We start from the raw sequence: 24,495 nt of genomic DNA on the forward strand, positions 1-24,495 counted from the left end.
TCGGCAGTTCGGTCACCGGCGTTTCGACCGATCGGCCAGGATCTGGCGTGCCACCGACTGGTACGCATTGGCGACGACGGACCACGACATCGTGGGCGCCAGCCGACGCGCCTCGGCGGCCATCGCGCCGGCGAGGCGCGGTTGGGTGAGCACGCTGCGCAAGGCGGATGTGAGCGCCTCCGGATTCCCATGCTCGACCGCGATGCCTGCCCCACTCCCGAGCAGCTCGACGGCATGCGGAAAGGCGGTGGCGACAACGGGCCGCCCATGTGCGACCGCGTCGACCAACACCCCGGAGGTGACCTGCTCGGTCGAGTCGTAGGGCAGCACCACCACGGCCGCGGCCCGGAGCTGAGCGCTCAGCGACGACGCGTCGAGGTAGCCGGAGTCGAAGTGCACCGAGTCGGACAGGCCACTCAACCGTGCCTTCTCGATACAGAACTCGCGGTATTCCTCGCCATCGGCGGCGAGCACCTTTGGGTGCGTCCGGCCGGCTACCAGGTACCGAGGTCGGCCGTTGAGCCGATGCAGGTCGCCCATCGAGTCGATGACCCGCTCGATACCCTTTCCTGGTCCGAGCAACCCCCAGGTCAAGAGGGTGGGCCTGCCGCCGCGCTTGGTCTGCACGGGTGCCGGGACCACCGCACCGTGCGGGATCGTGGTGACTTTGTGCCGGTCGACGTGGTAGCCGAGACACAACCGCCGGTGGGCCGACTCAGACATCACGACGACCCGGTCCGCCAGCGCCGCCACCACCTCGAGTAGTGAACGCTGGTGGGGCGTCGGATCTTTGAGGACGGTGTGCACGACGACGATCGACGGGATGTCGAGGTCACCGATGATGTCGACAACCTCGTCACCGTCCAATCCCCCGTAGATGCCGTACTCGTGCTGGATGACGGCAATGTCGTTCTGATTGAGCAGATCCGAACTGGCCGCGAGCGATCCCGCGGATCCGTTGACCAGCTCTCCGACCACCCGACCGGCGCCAGACGGCGGACCATCGGAGACCCTGACGACACCCACTTCCGCACCGGTCGCGGACAAACCGCCCGCGAGCGCTGCACTGAACGTCGCCAAACCGCAGGGGGTCGGCGGATACGTGCTGAGTATCCCGACTCTCAGAGATTCGAAACGGGCAGGCACAGCCGTAGGGTCGGTCGGCAAGTGCAGAACCGACGGAGCGCTCAAGACGAACCCGAGATGATTTGGGCGTGAACCACCGCCATGGCAGCCAAGGCCGCTATTGAAACTTCTGAGTCGTCAACACCTTTCAGCTTTGACGGTCCCATATCCGCGTGGTTGCCGATTACCCTCGGCTCGGTGATGTGCGTAATGACTGCCCTCGCTTCGGCTCGCGGCCGACCTCTCGGGCTACTCCGAGCACGTCGAGACCGACATGTATGAACTGAACCGAATTTCGCGATACCGCAAGAAAACTGATTGCTTTCTGCTAGCGCATGGATCGATTGTGCCTAGTGGCGGGATCCGGGCCAGAACATCAGTTAACGCTGCACCACAGGCATTGTCAATTGCGCCGACCTGCGTCGGCGCCCGCGCAACCGGCCGCACGCGTATGGTTCGGGGCACCGGGACCGACACAGGCCCCCAAATCAAAGGGGCCGACATGGCCGACAAATCGCCGCGGCAGAGCCTGACCAAGAAATCCGGCAAATCCCTCAAAGAAAAACGCGCCGTAAAGCGCGCCAAAGCCGGTGATGCGTCGTCCACGGATGACGTTCTGCATCCCAAGAAACGCTAAGCCGTTTCGATCCGATAGGTGGCGTCACGGGCTGTACCACGTTTCGGAACCGCATATCCCCGGCTCCTGTGGTGCTGCTGAGACCGGTGTGTCTACAGATGCTGCAGCAACCCTGGCGCGCTGCGCCGGACCCCTCTGAGCGTTTACGATCAGCAAACACGATCAAGGGGGGTCAGATGGACGTGAAGCGGGCGGCGGTACCGGCCATTGCGGCCATTGCGCTGGCCGGTTCTGCACTCACCGGGTGCGGCACCAAGCCGGCCGAAGACGACGACGGCTCACACGTCGACGTCCTGGGCAGCATGCTGGCCAGCGAATCGGAACTCAACACCATCCTGGCCACCTCGGACCTGCACCCCAAGACGGCGCTGCGTCAGCCCGCCCGGCTCGACGCCGACGAACACGCGTCGCGCCCGGTGTGCCTGGCCGTCATCGGCAACGCCATGGACGAGGTGTACCGCGACAGCGGATTCCAGCAGTTCCGTGAGTCCCTGTTCGCCGACGAGGGCGACGACCTCGAGGTCGACCAGGCCGTCACCGCCTTCGATACCCCCACGGCGGCAAGGACACTCGTCACCCGCACCGTGGACACCTGGCGACAGTGCGCCGGGGACAGCCTCAAGATCAGCTACGACGACAACCGTCGGCCCAGCACTTACGTGCTCGGAAACCCGAGCGTCGTCGACGACATCGACGTCACCAACGAACAGTCACCGTCGAGCCCGCAGCAGGGCAGTCGGCGCGCGATCCTGGCCGTGAACAACCTCGTGGTCGACGTGCGGATCACCGGAACCAACCTCACCGACAACCAGGTGGTGCAGCTGGCGAAGGCCATCGCCGGGCGCAACGCAGTCTGAAGACGGGAAACGCCTAAGGGGCCGCCCCGTTGATCACCGGCTGGTTGATCATCCCCATCTCCACACCCCACATCGTGGCGATCGTGCGGTACTCGCCGGTGTCCATCACGTGCTCCAGCGCCAGCCGCAACGATTCGGCCAGACCCGAACCCTTGGCCACCGGCCAGCCGTAGGGCGCCGAGTCGAACACCTCGCCGGCGGGCTCCAACGCGCCGCCGCTCAGCTTGATCGCGAACCCCGTGACGGGGGAATCGGCGGTCATGGCGTCCGCCTCACCGGCGATCAGCGCGGCAGTCACCTCGTCCTGATGGGTGCGGACCACCTTCTCGATGGCAGGCAGCCCGGCCGCCACACAGGCATCGGATTTGGCCGGGATCTCCTGAGTGTCCTGAATCGTGCTGTATGCCACGCCAACTCGCAGTCCGCACGGCGAACCAGGGTCCGCCGATGAGCCGGGCCGTCGCGCCCACAGCGTGCCCGCCTCGAAGTAGGTGACGAAGTCGGCCTGATTCTCGCGCTCGGCGGTGTCGGTCATGGATGACATGCCGACGTTGAAGTTGCCGTCCTGCACCGACGGCAGGATCCCCTCGAAACCCGTCTCGCGGAAGTCGGGTACCAGCCCCATCGTGCGGGTCACCGCCTTCATCAGATCGATGTCGAACCCGACGATCTCGCCGCTCGAATTCTTGAACTCGTTGGGCGCATAGGGCACGTTCACCCCGACCACCAATCGGCCGGAGTCACGGATGCCGGACGGCACGGTCTTCGCGATCTCGTCGACCGCACCCGTCGGCGCCTGCACCGGACCGGATCCGGCTGCTCCGACCGTGTTGGCGACACGATCCGAACCGTCATCGCGCAGCTGCCACACCCCCACCGCGCACAGTGCAGCCACCAGAACCGTCGCACCGGCGATCGCGGCCACCTTCTTCGACACCCGCACCCGGGTCGGAACCCGTTGCGCCGAATGGCGACCCGACCGCCCGGTGGTGCGCACCGGTACCTGCAGCGCGGCCCTCGCCGCTGCCGCCAGCGCCCCGGCACTCTGATAACGCTTGGACGGCTTCTTGGCCATGCCCTTGGCGATCACCTCGTCGAAGGCCGCCAGGCGCGGATCCTTCTCCGACGCCCGCGGCGCCGGGGACACCATGTGCCCGGCGATCTGCTGCTCGAGGCTGTCAGAGGGATAGGGCCGTTCCCCGGTGAGGCATTCGTAGAGCACGCACGCCAATGCGTAGACGTCCGAACGCAGATCGACCTTCCCGCCGTCGAACCGCTCCGGCGCCATGTAGGCCAGCGTGCCCAGCGTGCTGCCCGCGGTGGTCATGCCCGAATCACCCGCGGTGCGGGCCAGCCCGAAATCGATCAGGTACACGAAGTCGTTGTCGGCGATCAGGATGTTCGACGGTTTGACGTCCCGATGGATCAGCCCGGCCGCGTGGGCGCCGTCCAGCGCCTCGGCCACCTGCTCGACCATGCCGACCACGAAGGCCGGGTCCAGTGGCTTGCCCGTCTTGGTCAGCATGGCGCCGAGGTTGCGGCCCTCGATCAGCCGCATGTCCAGATAGAGCCGACCGTCGATCTCGCCGTAACCGTGGATGGGCACCACATGCGGATTGCTCACGCCTGCCGCGGCGTGCGACTCGCGGCGGAATCGTTCCTGGAACGTCGAATCCTGCGCGAGGTGCGGCGGCAGAACCTTGAGCGCGACGATGCGGTCGGTGTCGGAATCGTAGGCCCGGTAAACCTCGCCCATTCCGCCCCGACCGATCAGCTTCTGCAGCTGATAGTGCCCGAATGGGGTCGAATCCACCCGTTCAACTCCTCCGGACCGGCCAATTCGGCGTCGGCATGTCGATCGAAGTTACATCACGTTTGCCGCATACGTCGCACTAGATCACATCCGGCGAGCAAAAATTGTCGCCTGCGGTGACACATGAGAACGATGTGAATTCGTAACGGTCCAGATGACCATCAAATGCCGATATCGGCATCCGATCCCGCTACCTTGGTCGCGGGCTTTGATAGCGCGTCTCGATAACGGGCCGGGAAGGGGGAACATGCGCGTTGACGGACGGGACATCACCGTCACCGGCAGCCTCCTGCAACCGCCGACCCGTCGCACCAACGACATCCTGCGTCTGACACTGGCCGCGATCTTCCTGGCCACCGTCATCACCAGCTCACTGATCACCCGCTACGAATGGGTGGCGCTGGAAAAGTCGATCTCCGAGATCGTCGGCGTGCTGACCCCCACCCAGTCCAATCTGGTCTACCTGGCCTACGGCATCGCCATCCTGGCCCTTCCATTCGTGATCCTGGTCAGCCTGATCCTTGGGCGGCAATGGAAGTTGTTGGGCGCCTACGCGGCCGCGGCGCTGATCACCATGCTGTCGCTGTCGATCACCGCCAACGGCATCGCCGCCCCCAGGTGGCATTTCGACCTCTCCGACCGGCTCGACTCGCAACTGTCGCAGTTCCTCGACGACCCGCGCTGGATCGGCATGCTCGCCGCGGTGCTCACGGTGTCCGGGCCGTGGCTGTCGCGTCGGCTGCGGCGCTGGTGGTGGACGCTGCTGCTGGCATTCGTGCCCATCCACCTCGTGGTCAGCGCCGTGGTGCCGGCCCGCTCTCTGCTGGGTCTGGCCGCGGGCTGGTTCGTCGGCGCCCTGGTGGTGTGGATCGTCGGCACGCCGGCCCTGGAAGTCCCGCTCGACGGTGCCGTGCGTGCGCTGGCCCGACGGGGCTTCGTCGTCTCCGCCTTCACCGTGGTGCGCCCGGCCGGCGCCGGACCCCTGATGCTCGACGCGGCCTCCCAGGATCCCGACTCCAGTGCCGTCATCGAGCTCTACGGCCCCAACCAACAGAGTGGCGGCGCCGTACGGCAGGTGTGGCGCAAGCTGCGCCTGCGCTCCAACGAGACCGCACCCCTGCAGACCTCGATGCGCCGCGCCGTCGAGCACCGGGCCCTGATGGCCATCGCCATCGGCGACCTGGGCCTGGCCAGCACCTCGACCATGTCGGTCGCCGCGCTCGACCGCGGCTGGACCCTGTACGCGCACAACCGCAAACGCGGCATCCCGCTGGACAAGTGCACCGACGAGACCACCGTCGGGCGGGTGTGGAACGCCTTACGCACCTTGCACGACCACCAGATCTCCCACGGCGACCTCCGCAGCAAGGAGATCACCGTCGACGACAGCGCCGTGCTGTTCGGTGGGTTCGGCAGCGCCGAATACGGCGCCACCGACGCCCAATTGCAGTCCGACATCGCCCAACTACTCGTCACCACCACGGCGCTGTACGACCCACAGTCCGCGGTGGCCGCGGCGATCGACGCGTTCGGTCGCGACGCCGTGCTGACCGCGTCGCGGCGGTTGACCAAAGCAGCCGTGCCGTCGCGGGTCCGCGACGCCGTTCCCGACGCCAAGGCCATCATGGCCGCCGCGCGCGACGAGGTGAAACGCCAGACCGGTGCCGACCAGATCCAGACCGAGACCATCACGCGGTTCACCCGGACCCAGGTGATCCAGCTGGTGTTGCTGGGCGCCCTGGTCTACGTGGCCTACCCGTTCATCAGCACCGTGCCGACCTTCTTCTCCGAACTGCGCACCGTCAACTGGGCGTGGGCCCTGCTCGGGCTGACCGTCTCAGCGCTGACCTATGTCGGCGCGGCGGCCGCGCTGTGGGCGTGCGCCGACGGGCTGGTGAGCTTCCGCAATCTGTCGATCATGCAGGTGGCCAACACCTTTGCCGCCACCACCACGCCCGCGGGTGTCGGCGGCCTGGCCCTGAGCACCCGGTTCCTGCAGAAGGGCGGCCTGAGCACGGCGCGCGCCACCGCCGCAGTGGCCTTGCAGCAGTCGGTGCAGGTGATCGTGCACGTGATCCTGCTGATCCTGTTCAGCACCGCGGCCGGAGCCTCGGCCGACCTGTCGCACTTCGTCCCAAGTTCCACGATCCTGTACCTGATCGCGGGGTTGGCCCTCGGACTCATCGGCGCATTTCTGGCGGTGCCCAAACTACGGCGCTGGCTGGCGTCCTCGGTTCGGCCCAAGCTCGAAGAGGTCACCGCCGACCTGGTCAAACTCGCCCGCGAACCGCAACGGCTCGCACTCATCGTGCTGGGCGCCGCGGGTACGACTCTCGGTGCAGCCCTGGCACTCTGGGCCAGCGTCGAGGCATTCGGCGGAACCACCTCATTCGTCACCGTCACGGTCGTGACGATGGTCGGCGGCACCCTGGCCTCGGCGGCTCCCACCCCCGGCGGTGTCGGCGCGGTCGAGGCGGCCCTGATCGGTGGTCTAGCGGCGTTCGGCGTGCCCGCTGCGATTGCCGTGCCCGCAGTGCTGCTCTACCGGGTGCTGACCTGCTGGCTTCCGGTGTTCATCGGCTGGCCCGTGATGCGCTGGCTGACGAAGAACGAGATGATCTGACGCGCTTGCGCCGTGTCGCGGCGGGCGTGTCGCGGCTGGCGTGTCGCGGCTGGTGAGCGGATAGCGACCCGCCCGCCTGTGAGCGACAATTCAGCGACAATCGCCACATGCCTATCGTGAGCACCATTGGTCACGTCCGCGATGTGAACTTCCGTCACTCCAATGTGCATCAGCCTCGTATGCAACGGAATTCAGGCTGCCCAGCTATCAGCGACAGTGTCGCTAATAGGTGGGCACTGGACAGGTGGGGCTGATGTGGCCCATGGCGCTGGATTGGCGAAAACGCTCAGCGACAATGAGTTTGGTGAGACAGGAGCTACCGGTGTTGTGATTGTCGCTGAATTGTCGCTGACAGGCGGCCACATAGACCATTGGCCCGAACCGATTAAATCGGCATGCGATTGCCAGCGCAGCCAGGCCGGAAAACCGGTGGTGACCGAAAGCGCATAGCTGGTCGACGTGCCGGGATAGCGGGTGAGGAAGTCCTGCATCCAGCCGTAGTGCCGGAGTTGCTGAGCCACAAAGACGACGACGACCAACGCGACGGCACCGAGAAGCACCAGCCACAATCCGCTGACCCAGCGCCGGCCCAACCGAACCCTCGGGAACCGGGCGGGCGCCCGCGGAATGCAGCCGGCGAACTGTCGTTCGTCTACGCGTTCGCGCAGCGCCGCGTCGGGCCGATGGTTATCGAGCAGTTCCTCCAACCGGTTGTCGACGGCCATGCCCCGACCTCCTCATAACCGTGCGCATCACAGGATCCACGGGAAATTTCCGTACATCGGGAATGTGTTGACGAACGGCGGAGCATCGTTGATCTGCGCGTTTCCGGGTGAGATGCACTCACTACCCACGTTGGTGGTGGTACACGACTGTGGCGCCGGCCCGATGTGCTGACTGCCCGTCGGTACCGGTGCGGCTCCCGCGAGGGGCGCCAAGATGAGCGACGCCGCGACGCCGGCCGCGGCCAGCGCGGCGGCAGGAACTATTCGCATGATCCGCCACCTTCCATATGTTTTTATATGGTCCGCCCTCAAAGTTAGCTCCGCCAGCTGGGCATTCCCTGAGTCGAACATGAGCGCAAGCGAGAACTTTGCGAAGAGCCCGCCAGCGAAGTCCGGCCGTTCGGATAAATACCCGCGCCCCGCCACGGCCCGACAGTGCAATGATGATTTGTCATGGACAGCGCCGACCCCGCCGAGCTGATCCGCCATGCCGATGCCGCGCTCGCCGGAATCGGCAAACTTCGTGCCGACATCGCCGACCGTATCCACGCGGGCACCGACGAGGTGGTCACCCGGACACTGCAGGCTGCGCCGCTGGAACACCTGCGCCCATATCTGGCTCGCGGCGCCCGCCTCGGCGGGCTGGCCAACTCCGAGTACCGGACGGTCGCCGACATCCACACCGTGCCGGCCCGGGTGTTGACCCAGGTGCCCGGCGTCGACATCGAGGCTGCCCAATCCGTCCAGGCCGCGGCACAGGCCATGGCCGACCACATCCGCACCACCACTCGGCCGAGGCTGCGCAAGGAAGACACCGAGTTGCTGACGTCACTGTTGACGCTCGCTCACGCCGACGCACCGGTCAAACAGTTGCGCCGGCTGATGCCTCGGCTGCGCAGCCAGACCGCCTCCGATCAGTTGCGGGAATCGATCGCAGAGCTGCTCGACCGGATCGAGGAGGCCCACCACTCCCAGGGTGACCCGTGGGCGTCCTACCACGCCGACCCCCGCCCGATCGACCAGTTGCTGAGTGAATTTGCCTCCGGGACAACAGATGTTGACGCCGCCCAGGGTTTCGTCGGGGCGGAGATGGCCGCGCAGGTCGAACAGACCGTGCTGAACCGTTCCCTTCTGCAGACCGAGTTGCGCGGGTACCAGGAATTCGGCGCCCGCTATGCGGTGGCGCGCGAGCGGGTTCTGCTGTGCGACGACCTGGGCCTCGGCAAGACCCTGCAGGCCCTCGCCGTCGCAGCGCACCTGGCCGCCACCCAGCACCTGCGCCACACCCTGGTGATCTGCCAGCCCAACACCGGAATCCATTGGGCCGCAGAAACAGCCAAGCACACCGCGTTGCGGCCGGTCGAGATCCGCGGCAGCGAACGCGATGCGCGACTGGAGAATTGGAAGACTTCCGGCGGCGTGGCCATCGTCTCCTACGACACCCTGCAACGCATCAAACTGCCCGAGCGGCCCGGCCTGGTCATAGTCGACGAGGCGCACCTGCTGCGTGACCCGAAATCGGACCGGGCCCGCGCCGTCCGCAACGTGTTGACCTCCGACAACCGCGTGCTGTTCCTGTCCGGCGTGCCGATGCACCAGCGGATCGGCGGTTTTCGCCACCTCGCCGACTTCCTGCAGCCCGACGTCGCGGGCAAGGTGGCACCCAACGCGGGCGACCGCGGATCGGTCGCGTTCCGCCGCGCAGTGGACCGGGTGTACCTGCGACGCGACTACCGCGACGTGGTCGACGAGCTGCCGGCGCGGATCGCCACCGAAGAATGGGTGCGGCTCACTCGACCGGACCGCGAGCGCTACCGCCAGGCCGTCACCAGCGGCAACTTCAGCGCGATCCGGCAGGGTGCCTGGCCATCCGGTTCGCCGACGCCGGGCGCCAAGCTGGACCGGCTCGTCGAACTCACCAACGAGGCCCACATCAACGGAGCCAGGGTGGTGGTGTTCTCCCACTTCCCCGCCGTGCTCGAGGTGATTCGGAAAACATTGCCGGGCAACATCTTCGGAACCGTCGATGCGTCAGTGCCCGATCAGCAGGCCGTCATCGACGCATTCGCCACCGACCGCGGCCCGGCGACCCTCCTCGCCCACATAGGCGCCGGCAAGCTGGACCTGCGCCGACTGAACGCCCCGGCGGTATTCATCGTCGCCGAACCTCAGTGGCAGCCGCGCACGGAACGGCAGGTGATCGGACGTACCCAGCGGCTCAGCGAACTGCACACCGTGCGGGTCTACCGCCTGTTGGCCAGGGGCACGGTCGACGAGCCGATCCGCCGTCTGGCGCAGCATCCCGACCAGACTCCCCCGCATCAGGACGAGGTGGTGCGCGCCGAGCAGGCCCGGCTGGCCCGGGCCGGGCTCACCGCCAAGTTCAGTGGAAACGGTTGATGATCGGGATGCGTTCGATGATCCGGTCCCGCAGCCGGGGCTGCGGATAGGTCACCGGAGGCGGTACATACGGCGGCGGGCTGTACACCGGAGCCGGCGCGGGCGGCACATAGACCGGTGCGGGTGCAGGTGCGGGCGCGGCCGGAACCTGGGCGGGCGGCTGATGCGCCGGCGGACTGGCGGCCTCGACCGCTTGAGCCGGTGGCGGGGCGGCCGGAGCCGGCGGTGCCGGTTTGGTCGCGGCCTTGTCCACCGGCTTCTGCACCGGTTTCGGTGCCGGTCCGGCCTCGGGGGCCGACTCGTGGATGCTGGACGCCTGCGCCGTCTCCGACACCGCTCCGGGATGCAGATGCAGCCCGATCGCGGCCGAGGTCGCGACGACGAGCGTCACCAGGGCGCCACCGACCACCGACGACAGCGCGCCGACCTTGGTCCAGTGCACCGCTTTGACCGGCGCGGTAACGGTATTCACCGCGAGCGCCGCGGCCAGTCCCGCACCCCGGGCGAACGCCAGATCGGATTCGTTGGCGGTGATCACCGCGGCCGGAATGCACTCGGCCAGATCGGCGACGATCGAGCCGTGCGCATCGGAGCCCAGGATGAACAGCGCGCTGATCGGCCGCCCGGTGAGAGCTAGGAGCCCGGCGATGTCGGCGGCGAAGGTGTCCGAACGATCGATGCGGTCGGCGCTGACGTCGTCGGGCGTCACGATCGCCACCACCGCAGCGTCGGGTTCGACGATGCAGACCGCGATGTCGTCGTGTTCGGTGATCTCGGCGATGCCGCTGGCCAACATGCCGGCCGCCTCGATCTCCGACACCGCGAAAACATTTCCGTAGCCCCGGGTATCCAGGGATTGCATGATGTGGCCCGCCAGTGGCGCAGCGTCATTCGTCCACGTCACGCCGATCGCGTGAATGCGGTGTCCGCCGTCGAGTTCGGTGTCATCCACGAGGCCGCGCAGCAGGCCGTCGGGGTCGTAACTGCCGGCGTCCTCGAGAGAGATCGCGCCACGATCGAACGGACGCCCCTCGCCCGTCGTGCCTTCGACGAGCACCCACCGAACGGCCCTCGAGGTCATCGCGAGGCCGAGCACGAGATCCATACCGATCCCCCGATCTGCCTAGTCAGTCATTACCCAGGTTACCGGTGTGACGGCGCTTACACGTGGGTGCGGCGATCTCCGCGCAAACTCCCCTGCACGGCATCGTGCCGCGCGGGAACGGTTGCACCCCATAAGCTCGCTGCATATGAGGTACATCGCTGCCCTCGTGGCCACCACGTCTGTGCTCGCCGGTTGCGCTGTCGCAGGCAAGCCCACCGCAGCCCCGGTGACCGATGAATGGCGGCATGCCGTCATCGACGCGGTCGTCGGCCTCGGCACTCAACTCGGCCCGATCGGCGATGCGATGACGGCGCCCGTCACCAACTACGGCGCACTGCACACCGCGTGCACCGACTTGCGTAAATACGTCGACTCCGTCCAACCGAAGGTCCTGCCCGGGCCCGACGTCGCGGTCAACAACGCCCTCGGGGACGGCTTCGACGGCTTCCGCAGCATGGCCGACCAGTGTGAGGCTTTGACGCCGGCAAACAGTTCCGCCCGGCTGACGAAGTTGGGCGCCACCATGGAAGAGGCCCACTCGCACATCAACAAGGGGCTCAAGCTTCTCGGCATCGACATCCCGAAGCGCTGAGCGGGTTCGCTACCACACCATCGCGATCTCCGGGGTTCTACCAGCGGCGCCCAAACGTGACCGAAAACTCAGCCAGTTAATTAGGTTTTCGTTGCGTTTGTGTTCAAGAATTGTTTACCGTGTCGTTACAGTTCCTCCTGCTGTGCATCGTCGTCTTCACCGCGTTGATGTTCGACTTCACCAACGGCTTTCACGACACCGGCATTGCAATGGCGACATCGATCGCCAGCGGGGCACTCAAACCCCGTACCGCCGTGGCCCTCTCGGCACTGCTGAACCTCGTCGGTGCCTTCCTGTCCACCGCTGTGGCGGCCACGATCGCCAAGGGTCTGGTCGACGCCGATCTGGTGACCCTGGAGCTGGTGTTCGCCGGACTCGTCGGCGCGATCCTGTGGAACCTGTTCACCTGGCTACTGGGCATCCCGTCCAGCTCGTCTCACGCCCTCATCGGCGGCATCGTCGGGGCGATGATCGCCGCGGTCGGCGGTCACGGCGTGATCTGGCACGGCGTCGTTTCCACCGTCATGGTGCCCGCGGTGCTCTCGCCGCTGATCGCCGGCGTGGTCGCCTGCATCGCCAGCTGGCTGGTCTACCGGTTGATCCGCGGCCTGCCCAAGGACCGCACGATCGCCGCGTTCCGCTACGGCCAGATCGGCTCGGCATCGCTGATCTCGCTGGCGCACGGCACCAACGACGCACAGAAGACGATGGGCATCATCTTCCTGGCCCTGATCTCCTACGGCGCCGTCGACGAATCCGCGACCATGCCGCCGTTCTGGGTGATCGTGGCCTGCGCCGTCGCCATCGCCCTCGGCACCCTCTCGGGTGGCTGGCGCGTCATCCGCACGCTCGGCAAGGGCCTGGTCGATACCGAAGCTCCCCAGGGCATGGCAGCGGAAGTCTCCTCGGCGGCGACCATCCTGCTGTCCAGCCACTTCGGCTACTCACTGTCCACCACACACGTCGCCACCGGGTCGATCCTGGGCAGTGGGTTGGGCCGGCGTACCGAGGTGCGCTGGGGCGTCGCCCGCAACATGGCCACCGCCTGGCTGATCACCCTGCCGGCCGCCGGCCTGGTGGGTGCGCTGACCTACTTCCTGGTGCACGGGATCGGCGGCTTTGCCGGGGCGCTGGTTGGGTTCTTGGCCTTGGTCGCCTCGACGGTGCCCATCTGGCTCAAGTCACGTAAACCGCCGATCGACCACAAGAACGTCAACGACGCGTGGCAGGGCAGCCTCACCGCGGTCGACGGCACGACTGAAGGCAAGCAGGACGGGGCAATCAGATGAACAACTGGATCAACCTCGTGGCCGTCAGCAAGATCCTGCTCTTCGGCCTGGCCGTCGGCGCATCCGTACCCACGCTGTTCGCGATCGGTGTCCGGTTGCACATCGCGGGCGTGACCGAGGGGCCTGCGACTGCGGCCCAGCGCCGTCTGCTGGTGGGCCTCAGCTGGGTGATGTTCGCGTTGGTGCTGGTCGTGGTGGTTGTCGGAGTGCTCTACATCGCGAACAACTTCATCGGCCATCACACCGGCGTCTACCTGTTCGGCAACAACGCACACCACTAGGTGGCTATACCGGCGCAATCGGCGGCGGTGCGGCCGGTCCGGGACCGGGCTCGACGGGTGCGGCCGGGCCGGGTGCGGCGGGCGTCGGCGCTGCGGGACTCTGCGCCGGAGCCGGGCCGGGAAGATTCTGCGGGGCCGGGCCCATGTGCTGCGCAGGCTGCGGAGACTGCGCGGGCTGGGCCGGTTGCACCCGCGACGGCTGCGACGGTCCGGTACCCACCAGCGTGGCCGGCGACGGCGGCTGAGCTGCCTCCTGCGCCCAGTCGTCCTGAAGCTTGCTCGCCGCGAATGCTGCCCCCTGGTTCACCAGGCCGGCTTCCGCGTACTGGGTGTGGATACCGAAGCTCCTGCCCTGCGGATCGCACACCAGATCGTTGTCGACACACAGGTCGATGGCCTTCGCGGTGTAGCCCGGGCCCACGACCACCGAGGGGTTGTTCAGCACCTTCATGAAACGCGGCGACGGTTTGCCGAACAAGGCGACGGCCGCGACATGATCCGCCACATCGGGCGGCATCGGCGCAGGCACATCGGCCACTGAAACCCCGTCGGGCACAACACTGGCCGTCACGAAGCCGATGACCGCCGCGCCCTGAGAAAACCCGCCGAGCACCATCTTGGTGTCGGGGCAGTTGGCGGCGGTGGTCATGATGCGCGCTCGTGCGTCGGCGATTCCCTGAACGGCAGTTGGGAAGTCAGTGGTGGCGGGGTAATCGACGGGATAGACGTCAACCGATTTCGCGCCCACGTTGGCACGCAACGAGTTAACGAACGCCTCGCCGGTATCGCCTACTCCGGGCGCTTCCATCGTGCCGCGGGCGAATATCACCTCAGCATCCGGGCACGGTGCCGCATCGGCGGACGGCATCGTCATGTTGCTCATCACGGAAGCCGCCCCCGCCATGACGGCAACCAAACCGGCACTTCCGAACTTTCCCACCGATTTACTGTGGCATAGCAGCGCTGTTGGCGCGCTCCGAGAATGTGAAGCATAGAGTTCCCTCAAGAACCAAAGAGAACTCTCAATAAGTGGGCCAAGACGTTTGGCATCCGCGCAACCTCAGCCTGTCCGGCATATCCGACTAAATCGCCTTTCCCGCAACAACTCTCGGCCATCGCCCGATGCGAGAACCCGGCCGTCTGCCGGCACACCCGCAAATCCGTGCCGTCGTCGTCTGCCGGTCACCCGAGCCGGGCATCAGAAGGTCGACATCGAAGGTCTATGCCCCCGTGGCGCCACTACACTGCGATCCATGGGTAGACCGCCGGTGGCCCCCGATGCGCACGAGACGCCGGAGCCCACCGCAAAGCCCCGCGGGCAGCGCACGATCCGCGGACTCGATGCCGAGCAGCGTCGTGCCCATCGCCGCGAACAACTATTGACGGCAGCCTTCGAGCTGATCGCCCGCGACGGGTATCCGAACACCTCGATCGAGCAGATCTGCCAGGCAGCGTATGTGGGCAACAAGGCGTTCTACGAGGTGTTCGACAGCAAAGAGGACTGCTACCTGGCCCTGCTGACGCAGATCGCAGGACGCATCGAGGAGCAGGCGGTCGCAGCGCTCGCCGATGCCCCCGACGATCCCGACGAAACCGTTCATCGCCTGCTGTCGGCGTTCGCCCACGCACTTGTCGACGATCCCCGCGTGGCAGTGGTGGCTTTCGGTGAATGCGCCGGGATCTCGCCGCGGGTCGAACGGGCCCGCCGCGAGAATCGGCGCTGGACCGCGGCCTTTCTCGAAGGATTGTGGCGGCAACGCGAGTTCCCCTGCCTGCCCGAGAGCGGCGCGGTGGACTACCACAGCCTGGCGGTGTCGACCGTGGGCGGTCTGTTCGAGAGCGTGGCCGACTGGTTGCACCAACGGGAGACCGCCAGCGACTCGCCACCGACCATCGACACCCTGATCGACACCATGACGACCTTCGTCTCGGTGGTGCGCGCCGGGATCGCCGCGACGACGCGCTGAAACCGCAAACCCCCGTTTGCAACAAGAGCCCTTGTTTCGAAAAGTGCCTCTTGTCATAGATCACTACCCGCTGGTAACTTTCCCGCAGCGCGCGAAGTGGCGCCCGTCACATTTCACTGTTGACACGCTGGTCGCGGGCCCGATGTTCGGCCATGCCATCCGGGCGGCCGTTCACAACCATGAGGAAAGCGGGAACAGCATGAGGGGTCGGGGGGAGTCGTCGCGCGGTGCGCGCCGGCAGCGCGGTTCACGTCGTTGGGGTTCGATGTTGATGGCCGGCGGAGTTGTCGTCGCCGTGTCGGCCGGGGTCAGCGTCAGCACTCCATCCGCCGTCTACAGCGCCGCGGTGCGGCTGGTCGGCACCACGATCGGCGTCGGGCCCTCGTTCGACGGATTCGGCTTGAGCATCCCGCTGTTCTTCTACGGCAGCACGGTGCCCGAAGGCGACTCGTTCCACACCGTGCCCTACCCGGCGCAGATCAACCTCGACATCCCGATCATCTCCGACCTGCCCGGGCTGTCCGACATTCCGTACTGGCCGCACTCGCTCAAACGATCCGAGCAGATCGGCGCGGGCTACCTCCAGCAGGACATCGCCGAGACACCGGCTGACGACAAGGTCACGATCATCGGCATGTCGCAGGGCACCGAGGTGGCCGAGATCGTGCGCGCCGAGATGGCGAAGGACCCGAATTACGTTGCCAATGCGGACAATTACGAGTTCGTCTTCATCGGTGACCCGTACCAGCCCAACGGCGGCATCCTGGCCCGCTTCACCTCGTGGAGCGATGTGCCCGTGCTCGGCGACATCTTTCCGCTCGGCCGACCGGGACCGTCGGACAGCCCGTTCAAGACCACCTATTACCAGAACCAATACGACGGCTTCGCCGATTTCCCGGCCTATTTCAACGTGCTGTCCATTGCCAACGCCGTCGCCGGAATCCTGTTCCAGCACGTCTTTCCCGGCTATGTACTGGAACATCCCGACGCCCCCAACGCCGTGACCACTCAGGTCGGCAACACCACCTACGTGACGCTGCCCCAGTACCTTCCGCTGCTGGCACCGCTGCGCATCCCCGCATCCCTGATCGGCGCGGAACGCTTCGTCGACGCGATGGATCCGGTGCTGCGGGTGTTCATCGAGATGGGCTACGACCGCACCGCAGACCCCAGCCAGGTCAAGGAATTCGGCTGGATCACACCTGACGAGAAGATCCACGAAGCTCTGAACGCGTTGCCCGGTGCCTTCGAGCAGTCACTGGCGATCCTGGCCGGCGAGAAGTACACCCCCACGCTGCCGCAGCCTGTCGTCTCCGGCACCGAACCCGAAACCCCGGTGACCCAACATCCGATCGACCCGGTAGGCACCTCGCCGTTCGAGCAAGGCGTGCGTCACACGGTGGAGGATGTGGCAGCGGCCTTGTCGGATGCCACCCGACCGCTCGCCAAGGTACTGCAGGCGATCGGCGAAGCGACGGCACCGAAGAACGCCGTCAAGCAGGCTGACGCCACCGCGCCCGTGACCGCCAAGGTTGCGGCGGAGGTGGCCGCCGAGCCGGACCCCATAGCCAACGAAGATGCCAAGGACCAAGCCCAGACCGAGAGCAACACCACGCCGAAGCCCAGCCCATTGAGTCGGCACCAGCGGACACGAACCGATTCCCCCCAAACCGATTCGGCGCAGCGACGACTGAGAGCGGTCCCGGATGCCGACGGGTCCGGGAAACGCGCCCTGGGCACCGCACCCACCCGCACGTCGACCCAGGATCGGGGAGCCAGCATGTCGTCGGGAACCGAGCACCCCGACCGGGATTCGGTTCGATCAGCGAGGCGTGGCGCAAAGCAGTCCGCGCACTCGGCAGACGGTCAGCGCGAAGGAAATTCAAAGCGCGCGAGCGCGCACGCAAGTTAGCCGTCACCGGCTCCTGGAGGATTTCGTCGACGGTGTTGCCTGCACTGTCGGCGAAACTTCCTTTGCCGCAACAACTCCTGGCCGTCATTTTCCGAAAGGACGCCGCCACCGCCCGCCGAGAAGTTGCCGCAAACCCGCTGTAGGCCGCTGTTTTCGCTGGTAACTTCCGGTCCCTGTAAGCACCACATCGGGGAAAGGTGCAGGCGATGAAGGGTCGGGGTCGACAAGGGGTGCCGCCGCGCCGTGCACGCCGGTGGGGAGCGATGGTGTTCGCCGGCAGCGTCGTCGTCGCGGTATCGGCGGGAGTCACCGTCAGCACCCCGACGGCTACCTACAGTGCCGCGGTGCAACTGGCCGGAACGACGCTCGGTGTGGGAGCGTCCTACGACGCGTTCGGTCTGAGCATCCCGATGTTCTTCTACGGCAGCATCGTTCCGGACGGCGACTCGTACCGCACTGTCCCCTATCCGGCGCAGATCAGCATCAGTATCCCGGTCATCTCGGATCTGCCGGGCTGGTCCGACCTTCCGTACTGGACTCAGTCTTTGAAACGGTCCGAGGCGATCGGTGCCGGCTACCTGCTGCAGGAGATCGCCAGGACGCCGCTCGGCGAAAAGATGACGATCATCGGCGTATCGCAGGGCACGCAGGTCCTCGAGATCGCGCGCACCGAGATGGCCAAACTTTCGAATTATGTTGACAACGCCGAGAATTACGAGTTCATCCTGCTCGGTGACCCCTATCAGCCCAACGGCGGCATCCTCGCCCGCTTTGCCTCCTGGAGCGATCTGCCGGTACTGGGTGACATCTTCCCGTTCGGCCGCCCGGGCCCCTCGGACAGCCCCTTCAAGACCACCTTCTACCAGAATCAATACGACGGGATCGCCGATTTCCCGGCCTATTTCAACGTGCTGTCCATCGCGAACGCCCTCGCCGGGCAGGTCTTTGAGCACGCCTTCCCCGGCTATGTGCTGGAGTACCCAGACGCACCCAACGCCGTCACCACCCAGGTCGGCAACACCACCTACGTCACGCTGCCCCAGTACCTCCCACTGCTGGCACCGCTGCGCATACCCGCATCCCTGATCGGTGCCGAGCGATTCGTCGACGCCATCGACCCGCTGCTGCGGGTGTTCGTCGAGATGGGATACGACCGCACCGCAGACCCCAGCCGGGTCAAGGAATTCGGCTGGATCACCCCCGAGGAGAAGATCCACGAAGCCCTGAACGCATTGCCCGGTGCACTCGAACAGTCACTGGCGATCCTCGCCGGCGAAAAGTATGTGCCGACCCTGCCCCAGCCCGTCGTCTCCGACGCCCCACCGGACACCCCGCTGCCCGAGCATCCGGCCGACCCGGTGCGCGACTCTCCGTTCGAACAGGCGCTGCGACAGGTGGTGAACGACGTGGGGACGGCATTGACGGACGCCACCCGGCCGCTGGCGAAGGTGTTCCAGTCCCTCGGTGGTAGGACGCCGACGCCGACGCCGCAGAAGGTCGTTGCGCCGAGTGATGCCGACAAGGCTGCCCCCACAGTTGCGGCCGATGTCGACAAGGCAGACGAGGCAGACAAGGGGGACAACGACGGTGCCGTCGCTGCACCCAAGGCCCCTGCACCGAAGTCCACAGCCCCCAGTCGTGTCAGTCGGCCCACCAGAACCCAACCGGACGCGCCACGTACCGGTGTGGCACCGCGGTTGAAGGCAGTCCCTGGGGCGAAGGGCTCTGACCGCGATTCCGTTCGCTCAGCGATCCGTTCGACGATCGGCTCGGCCAAGAAGGCCCCGAAATCCCCACACTCTCAGCGCCATCGTCCCTCACAGCACCGGAGCGACCGCGCCGGTTAGCTCTGCGACGGCGGGCGCTGCGGACGACGCTGGATCCGCAGCGCCTGCGTCGGCACCTGCAGATCGGTGGTCGGCGGAGCGGCCAGCATGGTCGTCGAATCCTCTTTCAGACGAACAATTCTCGGCACCGACGCCGCCCGGGGCTGCCGAACGATGGTCGGCGGCGCGGACTCCTCGACGGCGGGCTTTGACGGCACGATCTCCGTGGGCGGTTCCGGGGTCACCGGCTTGGCCGCACGGGTTTGGCGGCGCACCAGGTAGCCGGCGAACGGCCCGGTGAACACCATGACCGCCAACACGAGCAGGCTCAGCACACACACCGCGACATCGAAGGTGCTGGTGATCTGCTGGGCGAGGTTGTTGCCGTAGATCGCCGCGGGCGCCGGCCCGGAGTAGCGCGGCGCCAGGGCGACCCCGATGGCCACGTTCGCCACGGTGAAGACGAACAACACCGCACTGAAGGCGGCGGCCACGGTCGTCGACGTCAGCCCCCTGTCGAGCTGCCGGTGCAGCCACCGCGCAACCAGGGCGGTGACCAGGTTGAACACCGTCATCGCGACCGTGTCGTACAGCGCGCGCGGAAGGTCGAGCGACAGGGCGATCAGGAAGTCGACGACCCGCAGTGCCGCCGCCGCGAAAGCCCAGAAGGCGATCAGCGTCAGGCACTTCTGCGCGGCACCACGGTAGGCGCCGATGGTCGGCGGCCGGATCAGAAAGACGGCGTACAGCGTCGTCGGCGCCACGATCGCGGCGGCCGCGGCCCAGGCGAGGTAACCCTCGTAGCCCACCGCCGCCGTCGAGGTGTTCTGGGCGATGCCGTGAAACGCATCGATATCGCGGCCGATGCCGGCCAGCCACACCAGGGTGGCGGCGACCGCGCCCGAGACGCCGATGGCCGTCGTGGCCAGCCGGGCTGCCCCGGTCCGTTCGGTCAGCCAGCGTGAGGCGATGACGAGCGCGATCATCGCCTCCGCGCCGTAGAGCAATGTGGTGACGATGACGGCGATGTCGTGCCCGCCGAACTCGACCTGGGTGACGAACAGATACCGCAACCGCCAGTAGAGGTTGAATGCCACCGACAGCGTCGCCAGCGCGATCGACAGGAAACCGATCACCCGCGCAATGGCATACCAGCGTCGAAACTTGTTGTCCTCGACGGTGATCGACGTGATCGGCGGCTGCCCGGCCAGCAGCGCGCCCGCGACGCCGAGCAACATGCCCGGACCCACCCCCGGCGGGACGGCCCCGGTGCCGCCACCGCTCACCGTCTGCACCACGTGATAGCCGGCGAAACAGACGACCACCACCAGGTACGCGGCGGTGAGCAAGAACCGGACGCGACTGGTGCGCCCCACGTCGGAGTGGCTCGCGCCGAGGCGGAACGGTCCCAGGTGCGGCGCCAGCGCGGCGGCGATTGCGAGCACCGTCACGATGGCCAACATCACAAACGTCGACCCGGCACTGCCGGGCACACCGACGCCGAATTCCAGGTTCCACGGGAGCAGCATCGCGATGACGAGCAATGCCACGGCGAGACCGTCACGTACCCGGTTGGTCCGGGTAGGTACGTAGCCGACCCGCGGCGGACGCTCCGCCGCCGGTACGGCCGTGGTCGCCACCTGGACGGTGGCGGACGCGTCGTAACGCTCGTCGCTCACGTACCGATTCCTCTCTATGAGTGACCTCGCAACGGACCCAACCAGCGTGCTCACTTTTGCTCCGGCGCACAAGCAGTGCTGGCAGCCGCGGTCGTTCGGCCACCAAGGTAGGCCCTGGCTGTGCGGTAGCTTGGATTTGTCCGTCGGGGCTCGTACAACATGCACAAAGCAAGGAGAAGAACCGTGGACGTAGTCCTCGGGGTGGCGGTCACCGGGCGTGTGGCGCGCTTGGCCATGATCGGATCGCCCGCGAGCGGCGGCCAGGTTCTGGATCAGTACGCGCTCGACCTGCCCGATGACTTCGTGGCCGAGATGTCGGAGCTTGCCGAGACCATCATCGGCACCTACCGCGCGGTGACTGAGTCGGGCAACCAGGTTGCCGCGACCCGACTGTGCCTGCCCGACGAATCGGCGGCCGACACGCTGCGCCAGACCGTGCTCGACGCCGGAGTGCCGAACGTCGAGGTGGTGGCAGAAGCCGAGGCCGCCGCCGCCCTGGCCCGCAGTGTGGGCGCTGATGCCGCATTGCTGGTGGCCGACGATGACACCGTGTCGCTGACCGTGGTTGGCGAAGAGGCTGCCGCGCCGAACTCGACATTGGCCACGGTTCCGATCGGCACTGCCGGGGCCGCCGCTGCGTGCGCGGCGGTGCTCAAGCGGGTGTCCGCCGACGAGGCCCCCAGCCGGGTGCTGTTGGTCGGACAGCGACTCGATCTTGATTCCGTTGCGGCAGAGCTTCGTTCGACCGCCCCGGTCGAGGTGGCACCGGATGCGGGCTATGCCATCGCCCGAGGCGCGGCCCAGTTGGTCGACGACCTCGCGCCGGCGAGTGCGTCGACCCAGATGGCGCCCGTCGTCGGTGCGCCACTGGATGCAACCCAGATGGCCCCCGCGGCCTCGGACGCGACGCAGATGGCACCGGCGTCGGACGCGACCCAGATGGGACCAATGACTCCTGCCGCCGAGGCCACCCAGATGGCACCTGCCCCCGCAGATTCCGCGGCCGTCGGACCGGATCTGGCGTACTCGCAGGACCCCGACGACCAACCGTGGGCCGACGAGATGCCGATGGACGCGGTCAACGAGTTCATCCCCGAGCAGGACGACGACCCCGACTACACCACCGTCATAGCACCGCCGCCGCCGCGGATGCTGTTGATGGGCAGTGCGCTGGCCTTCGTCGTGGTGAGCTTCGCCACGCTGGCCACCGCGGTCGCGATCAACGTCCGCCCCACGGCCGACGTGCGCGCGCAGCCCGCGCCCACCGAGCAGGCGGCGACGGTGCCCGGCAATTACCTCCCACCGGTCCCGCACGAGCCGGATCCGGTGGCGCTGCCCGTCTCGGTACTGACCCCGCCGCCCGCTGCTCCGGCAGCACCCAAGGTGCGCCAGGACACCGGCAACCAGCCGGTCAACCAGGTTCCTCCAGTGGCCCCGCCGGTCGCGCCCCCGGTCCAGCCGGCTCCCCCGCCGGTCGCTCCACCCGCGCCGGTGCCCATCCCGATTCCGGTGCCCGTTCCGATCCCGCTTCCACCGGTCGTGTGGCCCACGGTGCCGACGTGGACCCCGCCGACCACCACCGCACCGCCGACGACCACGACGGCTCCCCCGACCACCACCACGGCGCCACCCACGACAACGACGGCTCCCCCGACGACGACAACCGCGCCGCCAACCACCACCACGGCACCGCCTACGACGACGGCGCCGCCCACCACCACGGCGCCACCCACGACGACCGCGCCTCCGACCACGACGGTGGCGCCGACCCGTACGTCGGAACCTCCCATCGAGGTACCGACCCACACCGTGCCGACCTACACGGCACCGGTCGAACAGCCCACGTACCAGGCTCCGGTGACGACGGTGGCGCCGCAGTCGCCGTTTGGTGGAGGTGAGTCCCCATATGGGGGTGGCTCGTCGTCCGGTGGTAGCTCGTCCAGTGGCGGGTCATCCAGTGGCGGATCTTCGGGCGGCGGCCTCTTCGGTGGTGGAAGTGGTTCTGGGAGCGGTAGTTACGGTGGCTCGCCGGTGACGACGATGCCCACCAGCCCATAGCCGTTCAGTAGTCGTGGTTCGGGCAGGCGACGTCGACGTAGACGGTGACGAAGGTCGTCGGGCGGGCTCCTGATTGGCGGGATTGAGCGATTACCTTGGAATCCGATGCCCCTCACCCGAAAGGAACGCGCTCGTGGCCAAGAAGCGGTGGAATGACCTGTCCCCTAGAGCCAAGACGGCCGTGATCGCGGTGGCGGCGGTAGACGCCGGCCTGCGGGCCTGGGCGCTGCGTGACCTCGCCGGCCGCGACGCGAGCCGGATCAACGGACCGAAGTGGTTGTGGGGCAGCGCCCTCGGGATGCTGACCACCTCCGGCGTGCTGCCCGTGGCCTATCTGGTTGTCGGACGTAGGTCCTGAGCCCCCGAGCCCAGGACCTACGTGCCCTTCACGTTGAGCACCTGACGGAGCTCGTGTTCGATCTCGATCAGGCTCGCGGCGTCAGCCATCACCACGTCGATGTCCTTGTACGCGTCGGGGATCTCGTCGACCCACGCCTCGCCGTGGCGGTACTCGATGCCCTGCATCCGCTGCGCGAGGTCGTCCGCCGTGAACCGGCGACGTGCCTCGTTCCGGGAGAACCGCCGGCCGGCGCCGTGCGGAGCTGAGCACAGCCCGGCGGTATTTCCCTTGCCGCGCACCACATATGACCGCGTTCCCATGCTGCCCGGGATCAGGCCCATGACCCCGGTGTGCGCGTCGATCGCACCCTTGCGGGTCAACCACACCTCACGGCCACCGTGGTGTTCCTTGCGGGTGTAGTTGTGATGAGTGTTGATTCGCTCGACCTCGAAGTCGCCCGCAGTCTTCGGCTGGTCCAGATGGGCATAGCCCATCCAGGCGGCGAACACCCACATGTAGCGGTCCATCATCTCGGCACGGTTCTCGAAGGCGAACCGCTGCGCCCAGTTGAGATCCCGCAGATAGTCGCCGAACTCCGGCGTGCTCTGCGGAAGGTAGGCCAGATCGGGGTTGGGCAGGTCGATCCACCACCGCTTCATGAGCTTCTGCGCAATCCGGATGTGCTTCTGCGCGATCTTGTTTCCGACCCCACGGGAACCGGAATGCAGGAACAGCCACACCCGGTCGGCCTGGTCCAGGCACAGTTCGATGAAGTGGTTGCCGCCACCGAGCGAGCCGAGCTGCTCACGCCACTTGGGCGAGTGCGACAGGTCGATCCCGCCGTCCTTGGCCAGGTGCTCGAGGTCGGTGATGCGGCCCGCCGTGAACGGGAACCGGGCGAGCGTGTCGTTGTAGTTGCCCGGTGACAGCGGGATCGCCGCCTCGATCGCCGTCCGCAGCGCCGCCAGATCACGGTCCTGGATGTCGGCAGCGGTGAATTCGGTGCGGGCCGTGATCATCCCGCAGCCGATGTCGACGCCGACGGCCGCGGGGATCACGGCGTCGATGGTCGGGATGACGGTGCCGACGGCCGACCCCTTGCCGCTGTGAGCATCCGGCATCAGCGCGACGTGCGGGTGCACGAACGGCATCGAGGCGGTCTGCTTCGCCTGCTCGATGGTGTTGTCGTCGATGTGGCTGGCGAAGTTCAACAGCTTGTGGTCGACGACGCGATGCGTAGTCATGACGTCGATTCTGCCCATGCTG

Annotated in this window: 20 protein-coding genes; 11 read left to right on the top strand and 9 right to left on the bottom strand. The window is 66.9% G+C overall.

What is annotated here, in order from left to right; all coding sequences use genetic code 11:
* Positions 1-12 precede the first annotated feature (12 nt).
* Positions 13-1,146: a glycosyltransferase gene (locus AC4LGL_RS29025; RefSeq protein ID WP_491841761.1), complete on the bottom strand. Its 1,134-nt coding sequence runs from the start codon at positions 1,144-1,146 to the stop codon at positions 13-15.
* A 382-nt stretch (positions 1,147-1,528) separates the two neighbouring features.
* On the bottom strand, positions 1,529-1,747 hold the full coding sequence (locus AC4LGL_RS29030) for a hypothetical protein (RefSeq protein WP_491841853.1): 219 nt from the start codon (positions 1,745-1,747) through the stop codon (positions 1,529-1,531).
* A gap of 191 nt (positions 1,748-1,938) precedes the next feature.
* Here AC4LGL_RS29030 and AC4LGL_RS29035 point away from each other — a divergent pair, with 191 nt between their 5' ends.
* Positions 1,939-2,619, top strand: coding sequence for a sensor domain-containing protein (locus tag AC4LGL_RS29035; RefSeq protein ID WP_491841762.1), 681 nt, complete (start codon positions 1,939-1,941; stop codon positions 2,617-2,619).
* Positions 2,620-2,632: 13 nt separating this feature from the next.
* Here the strand turns inward: AC4LGL_RS29035 and stpK7 are convergent, their stop codons facing one another.
* Positions 2,633-4,432, bottom strand: a complete 1,800-nt coding sequence (gene stpK7, locus AC4LGL_RS29040; RefSeq protein WP_491841763.1) for a serine/threonine protein kinase StpK7 — start codon at positions 4,430-4,432, stop codon at positions 2,633-2,635.
* A 247-nt stretch (positions 4,433-4,679) separates the two neighbouring features.
* Here stpK7 and AC4LGL_RS29045 point away from each other — a divergent pair, with 247 nt between their 5' ends.
* Positions 4,680-7,055, top strand: a complete 2,376-nt coding sequence (locus AC4LGL_RS29045) for a flippase-like domain-containing protein (protein ID WP_491841764.1) — start codon at positions 4,680-4,682, stop codon at positions 7,053-7,055.
* A 191-nt stretch (positions 7,056-7,246) separates the two neighbouring features.
* Here AC4LGL_RS29045 and AC4LGL_RS29050 read toward each other — a convergent pair whose 3' ends face one another.
* On the bottom strand, positions 7,247-7,780 hold the full coding sequence (locus AC4LGL_RS29050; RefSeq protein ID WP_491841765.1) for a hypothetical protein: 534 nt from the start codon (positions 7,778-7,780) through the stop codon (positions 7,247-7,249).
* Positions 7,781-7,807: 27 nt separating this feature from the next.
* Complete coding sequence (locus tag AC4LGL_RS29055) at positions 7,808-8,050, bottom strand: hypothetical protein (protein WP_491841766.1); 243 nt, start codon at positions 8,048-8,050, stop codon at positions 7,808-7,810.
* A gap of 183 nt (positions 8,051-8,233) precedes the next feature.
* Between AC4LGL_RS29055 and AC4LGL_RS29060 the strand changes: the two genes are divergently transcribed.
* Positions 8,234-10,180: an SNF2-related protein gene (locus tag AC4LGL_RS29060; RefSeq protein ID WP_491841767.1), complete on the top strand. Its 1,947-nt coding sequence runs from the start codon at positions 8,234-8,236 to the stop codon at positions 10,178-10,180.
* On the opposite strand, the gene AC4LGL_RS29065 is transcribed toward AC4LGL_RS29060, so the two are convergent.
* Positions 10,164-11,285, bottom strand: coding sequence for a DUF7159 family protein (locus AC4LGL_RS29065; RefSeq protein WP_491841768.1), 1,122 nt, complete (start codon positions 11,283-11,285; stop codon positions 10,164-10,166). The genes AC4LGL_RS29060 and AC4LGL_RS29065 overlap by 17 nt on opposite strands.
* 145 nt (positions 11,286-11,430) lie before the next feature.
* On the opposite strand from AC4LGL_RS29065, the gene AC4LGL_RS29070 reads away from it, so the two are divergent.
* From AC4LGL_RS29070 to AC4LGL_RS29080, 3 genes are all read left to right on the top strand, one after another.
* Entirely contained in the window at positions 11,431-11,877 is a 447-nt protein-coding gene (locus AC4LGL_RS29070; protein ID WP_491841769.1) for a hypothetical protein, read from the top strand.
* A 167-nt stretch (positions 11,878-12,044) separates the two neighbouring features.
* On the top strand, positions 12,045-13,166 hold the full coding sequence (locus tag AC4LGL_RS29075) for an inorganic phosphate transporter (RefSeq protein ID WP_491841847.1): 1,122 nt from the start codon (positions 12,045-12,047) through the stop codon (positions 13,164-13,166).
* Positions 13,163-13,447, top strand: a complete 285-nt coding sequence (locus tag AC4LGL_RS29080) for a hypothetical protein (RefSeq protein WP_491841770.1) — start codon at positions 13,163-13,165, stop codon at positions 13,445-13,447. Before AC4LGL_RS29075 ends, AC4LGL_RS29080 begins: the two co-directional genes overlap by 4 nt.
* Before the next feature lie 4 nt (positions 13,448-13,451).
* Here AC4LGL_RS29080 and AC4LGL_RS29085 read toward each other — a convergent pair whose 3' ends face one another.
* Positions 13,452-14,351 carry a cutinase family protein gene (locus AC4LGL_RS29085; protein ID WP_491841848.1) on the bottom strand — a complete coding sequence of 300 codons (900 nt, stop codon included), beginning with the start codon at positions 14,349-14,351 and terminating at the stop codon, positions 13,452-13,454.
* Between the two features lie 349 nt (positions 14,352-14,700).
* Between AC4LGL_RS29085 and AC4LGL_RS29090 the strand changes: the two genes are divergently transcribed.
* The 3 genes from AC4LGL_RS29090 to AC4LGL_RS29100 all read left to right on the top strand — a co-directional run bounded on the left by AC4LGL_RS29090 (position 14,701) and on the right by AC4LGL_RS29100 (position 19,173).
* Positions 14,701-15,414, top strand: a complete 714-nt coding sequence (locus AC4LGL_RS29090; protein ID WP_491841771.1) for a TetR/AcrR family transcriptional regulator — start codon at positions 14,701-14,703, stop codon at positions 15,412-15,414.
* A 271-nt stretch (positions 15,415-15,685) separates the two neighbouring features.
* The gene (locus AC4LGL_RS29095; protein ID WP_491841772.1) at positions 15,686-17,326 is read left to right on the top strand and encodes a PE-PPE domain-containing protein; all 1,641 of its coding nucleotides are present in this window, start codon (positions 15,686-15,688) and stop codon (positions 17,324-17,326) included.
* Between the two features lie 206 nt (positions 17,327-17,532).
* Positions 17,533-19,173 carry a PE-PPE domain-containing protein gene (locus AC4LGL_RS29100; protein ID WP_491841773.1) on the top strand — a complete coding sequence of 547 codons (1,641 nt, stop codon included), beginning with the start codon at positions 17,533-17,535 and terminating at the stop codon, positions 19,171-19,173.
* Here AC4LGL_RS29100 and AC4LGL_RS29105 read toward each other — a convergent pair.
* The gene (locus AC4LGL_RS29105) at positions 19,170-20,831 is read right to left on the bottom strand and encodes a DUF7937 domain-containing protein (protein ID WP_491841774.1); all 1,662 of its coding nucleotides are present in this window, start codon (positions 20,829-20,831) and stop codon (positions 19,170-19,172) included. The genes AC4LGL_RS29100 and AC4LGL_RS29105 overlap by 4 nt on opposite strands.
* 183 nt (positions 20,832-21,014) lie before the next feature.
* Here AC4LGL_RS29105 and AC4LGL_RS29110 point away from each other — a divergent pair, with 183 nt between their 5' ends.
* Positions 21,015-22,889, top strand: a complete 1,875-nt coding sequence (locus AC4LGL_RS29110) for a DUF7159 family protein (RefSeq protein ID WP_491841775.1) — start codon at positions 21,015-21,017, stop codon at positions 22,887-22,889.
* 133 nt (positions 22,890-23,022) lie between these two features.
* Complete coding sequence (locus AC4LGL_RS29115; protein WP_463791019.1) at positions 23,023-23,247, top strand: hypothetical protein; 225 nt, start codon at positions 23,023-23,025, stop codon at positions 23,245-23,247.
* Positions 23,248-23,264: 17 nt separating this feature from the next.
* Here the strand turns inward: AC4LGL_RS29115 and AC4LGL_RS29120 are convergent, their stop codons facing one another.
* A complete protein-coding gene (locus tag AC4LGL_RS29120; RefSeq protein ID WP_491841776.1) occupies positions 23,265-24,473 on the bottom strand; it encodes an RtcB family protein in 1,209 nt (402 codons plus the stop codon).
* Positions 24,474-24,495: the final 22 nt, after the last annotated feature.

Source organism: Mycolicibacterium arcueilense (assembly GCF_058536225.1).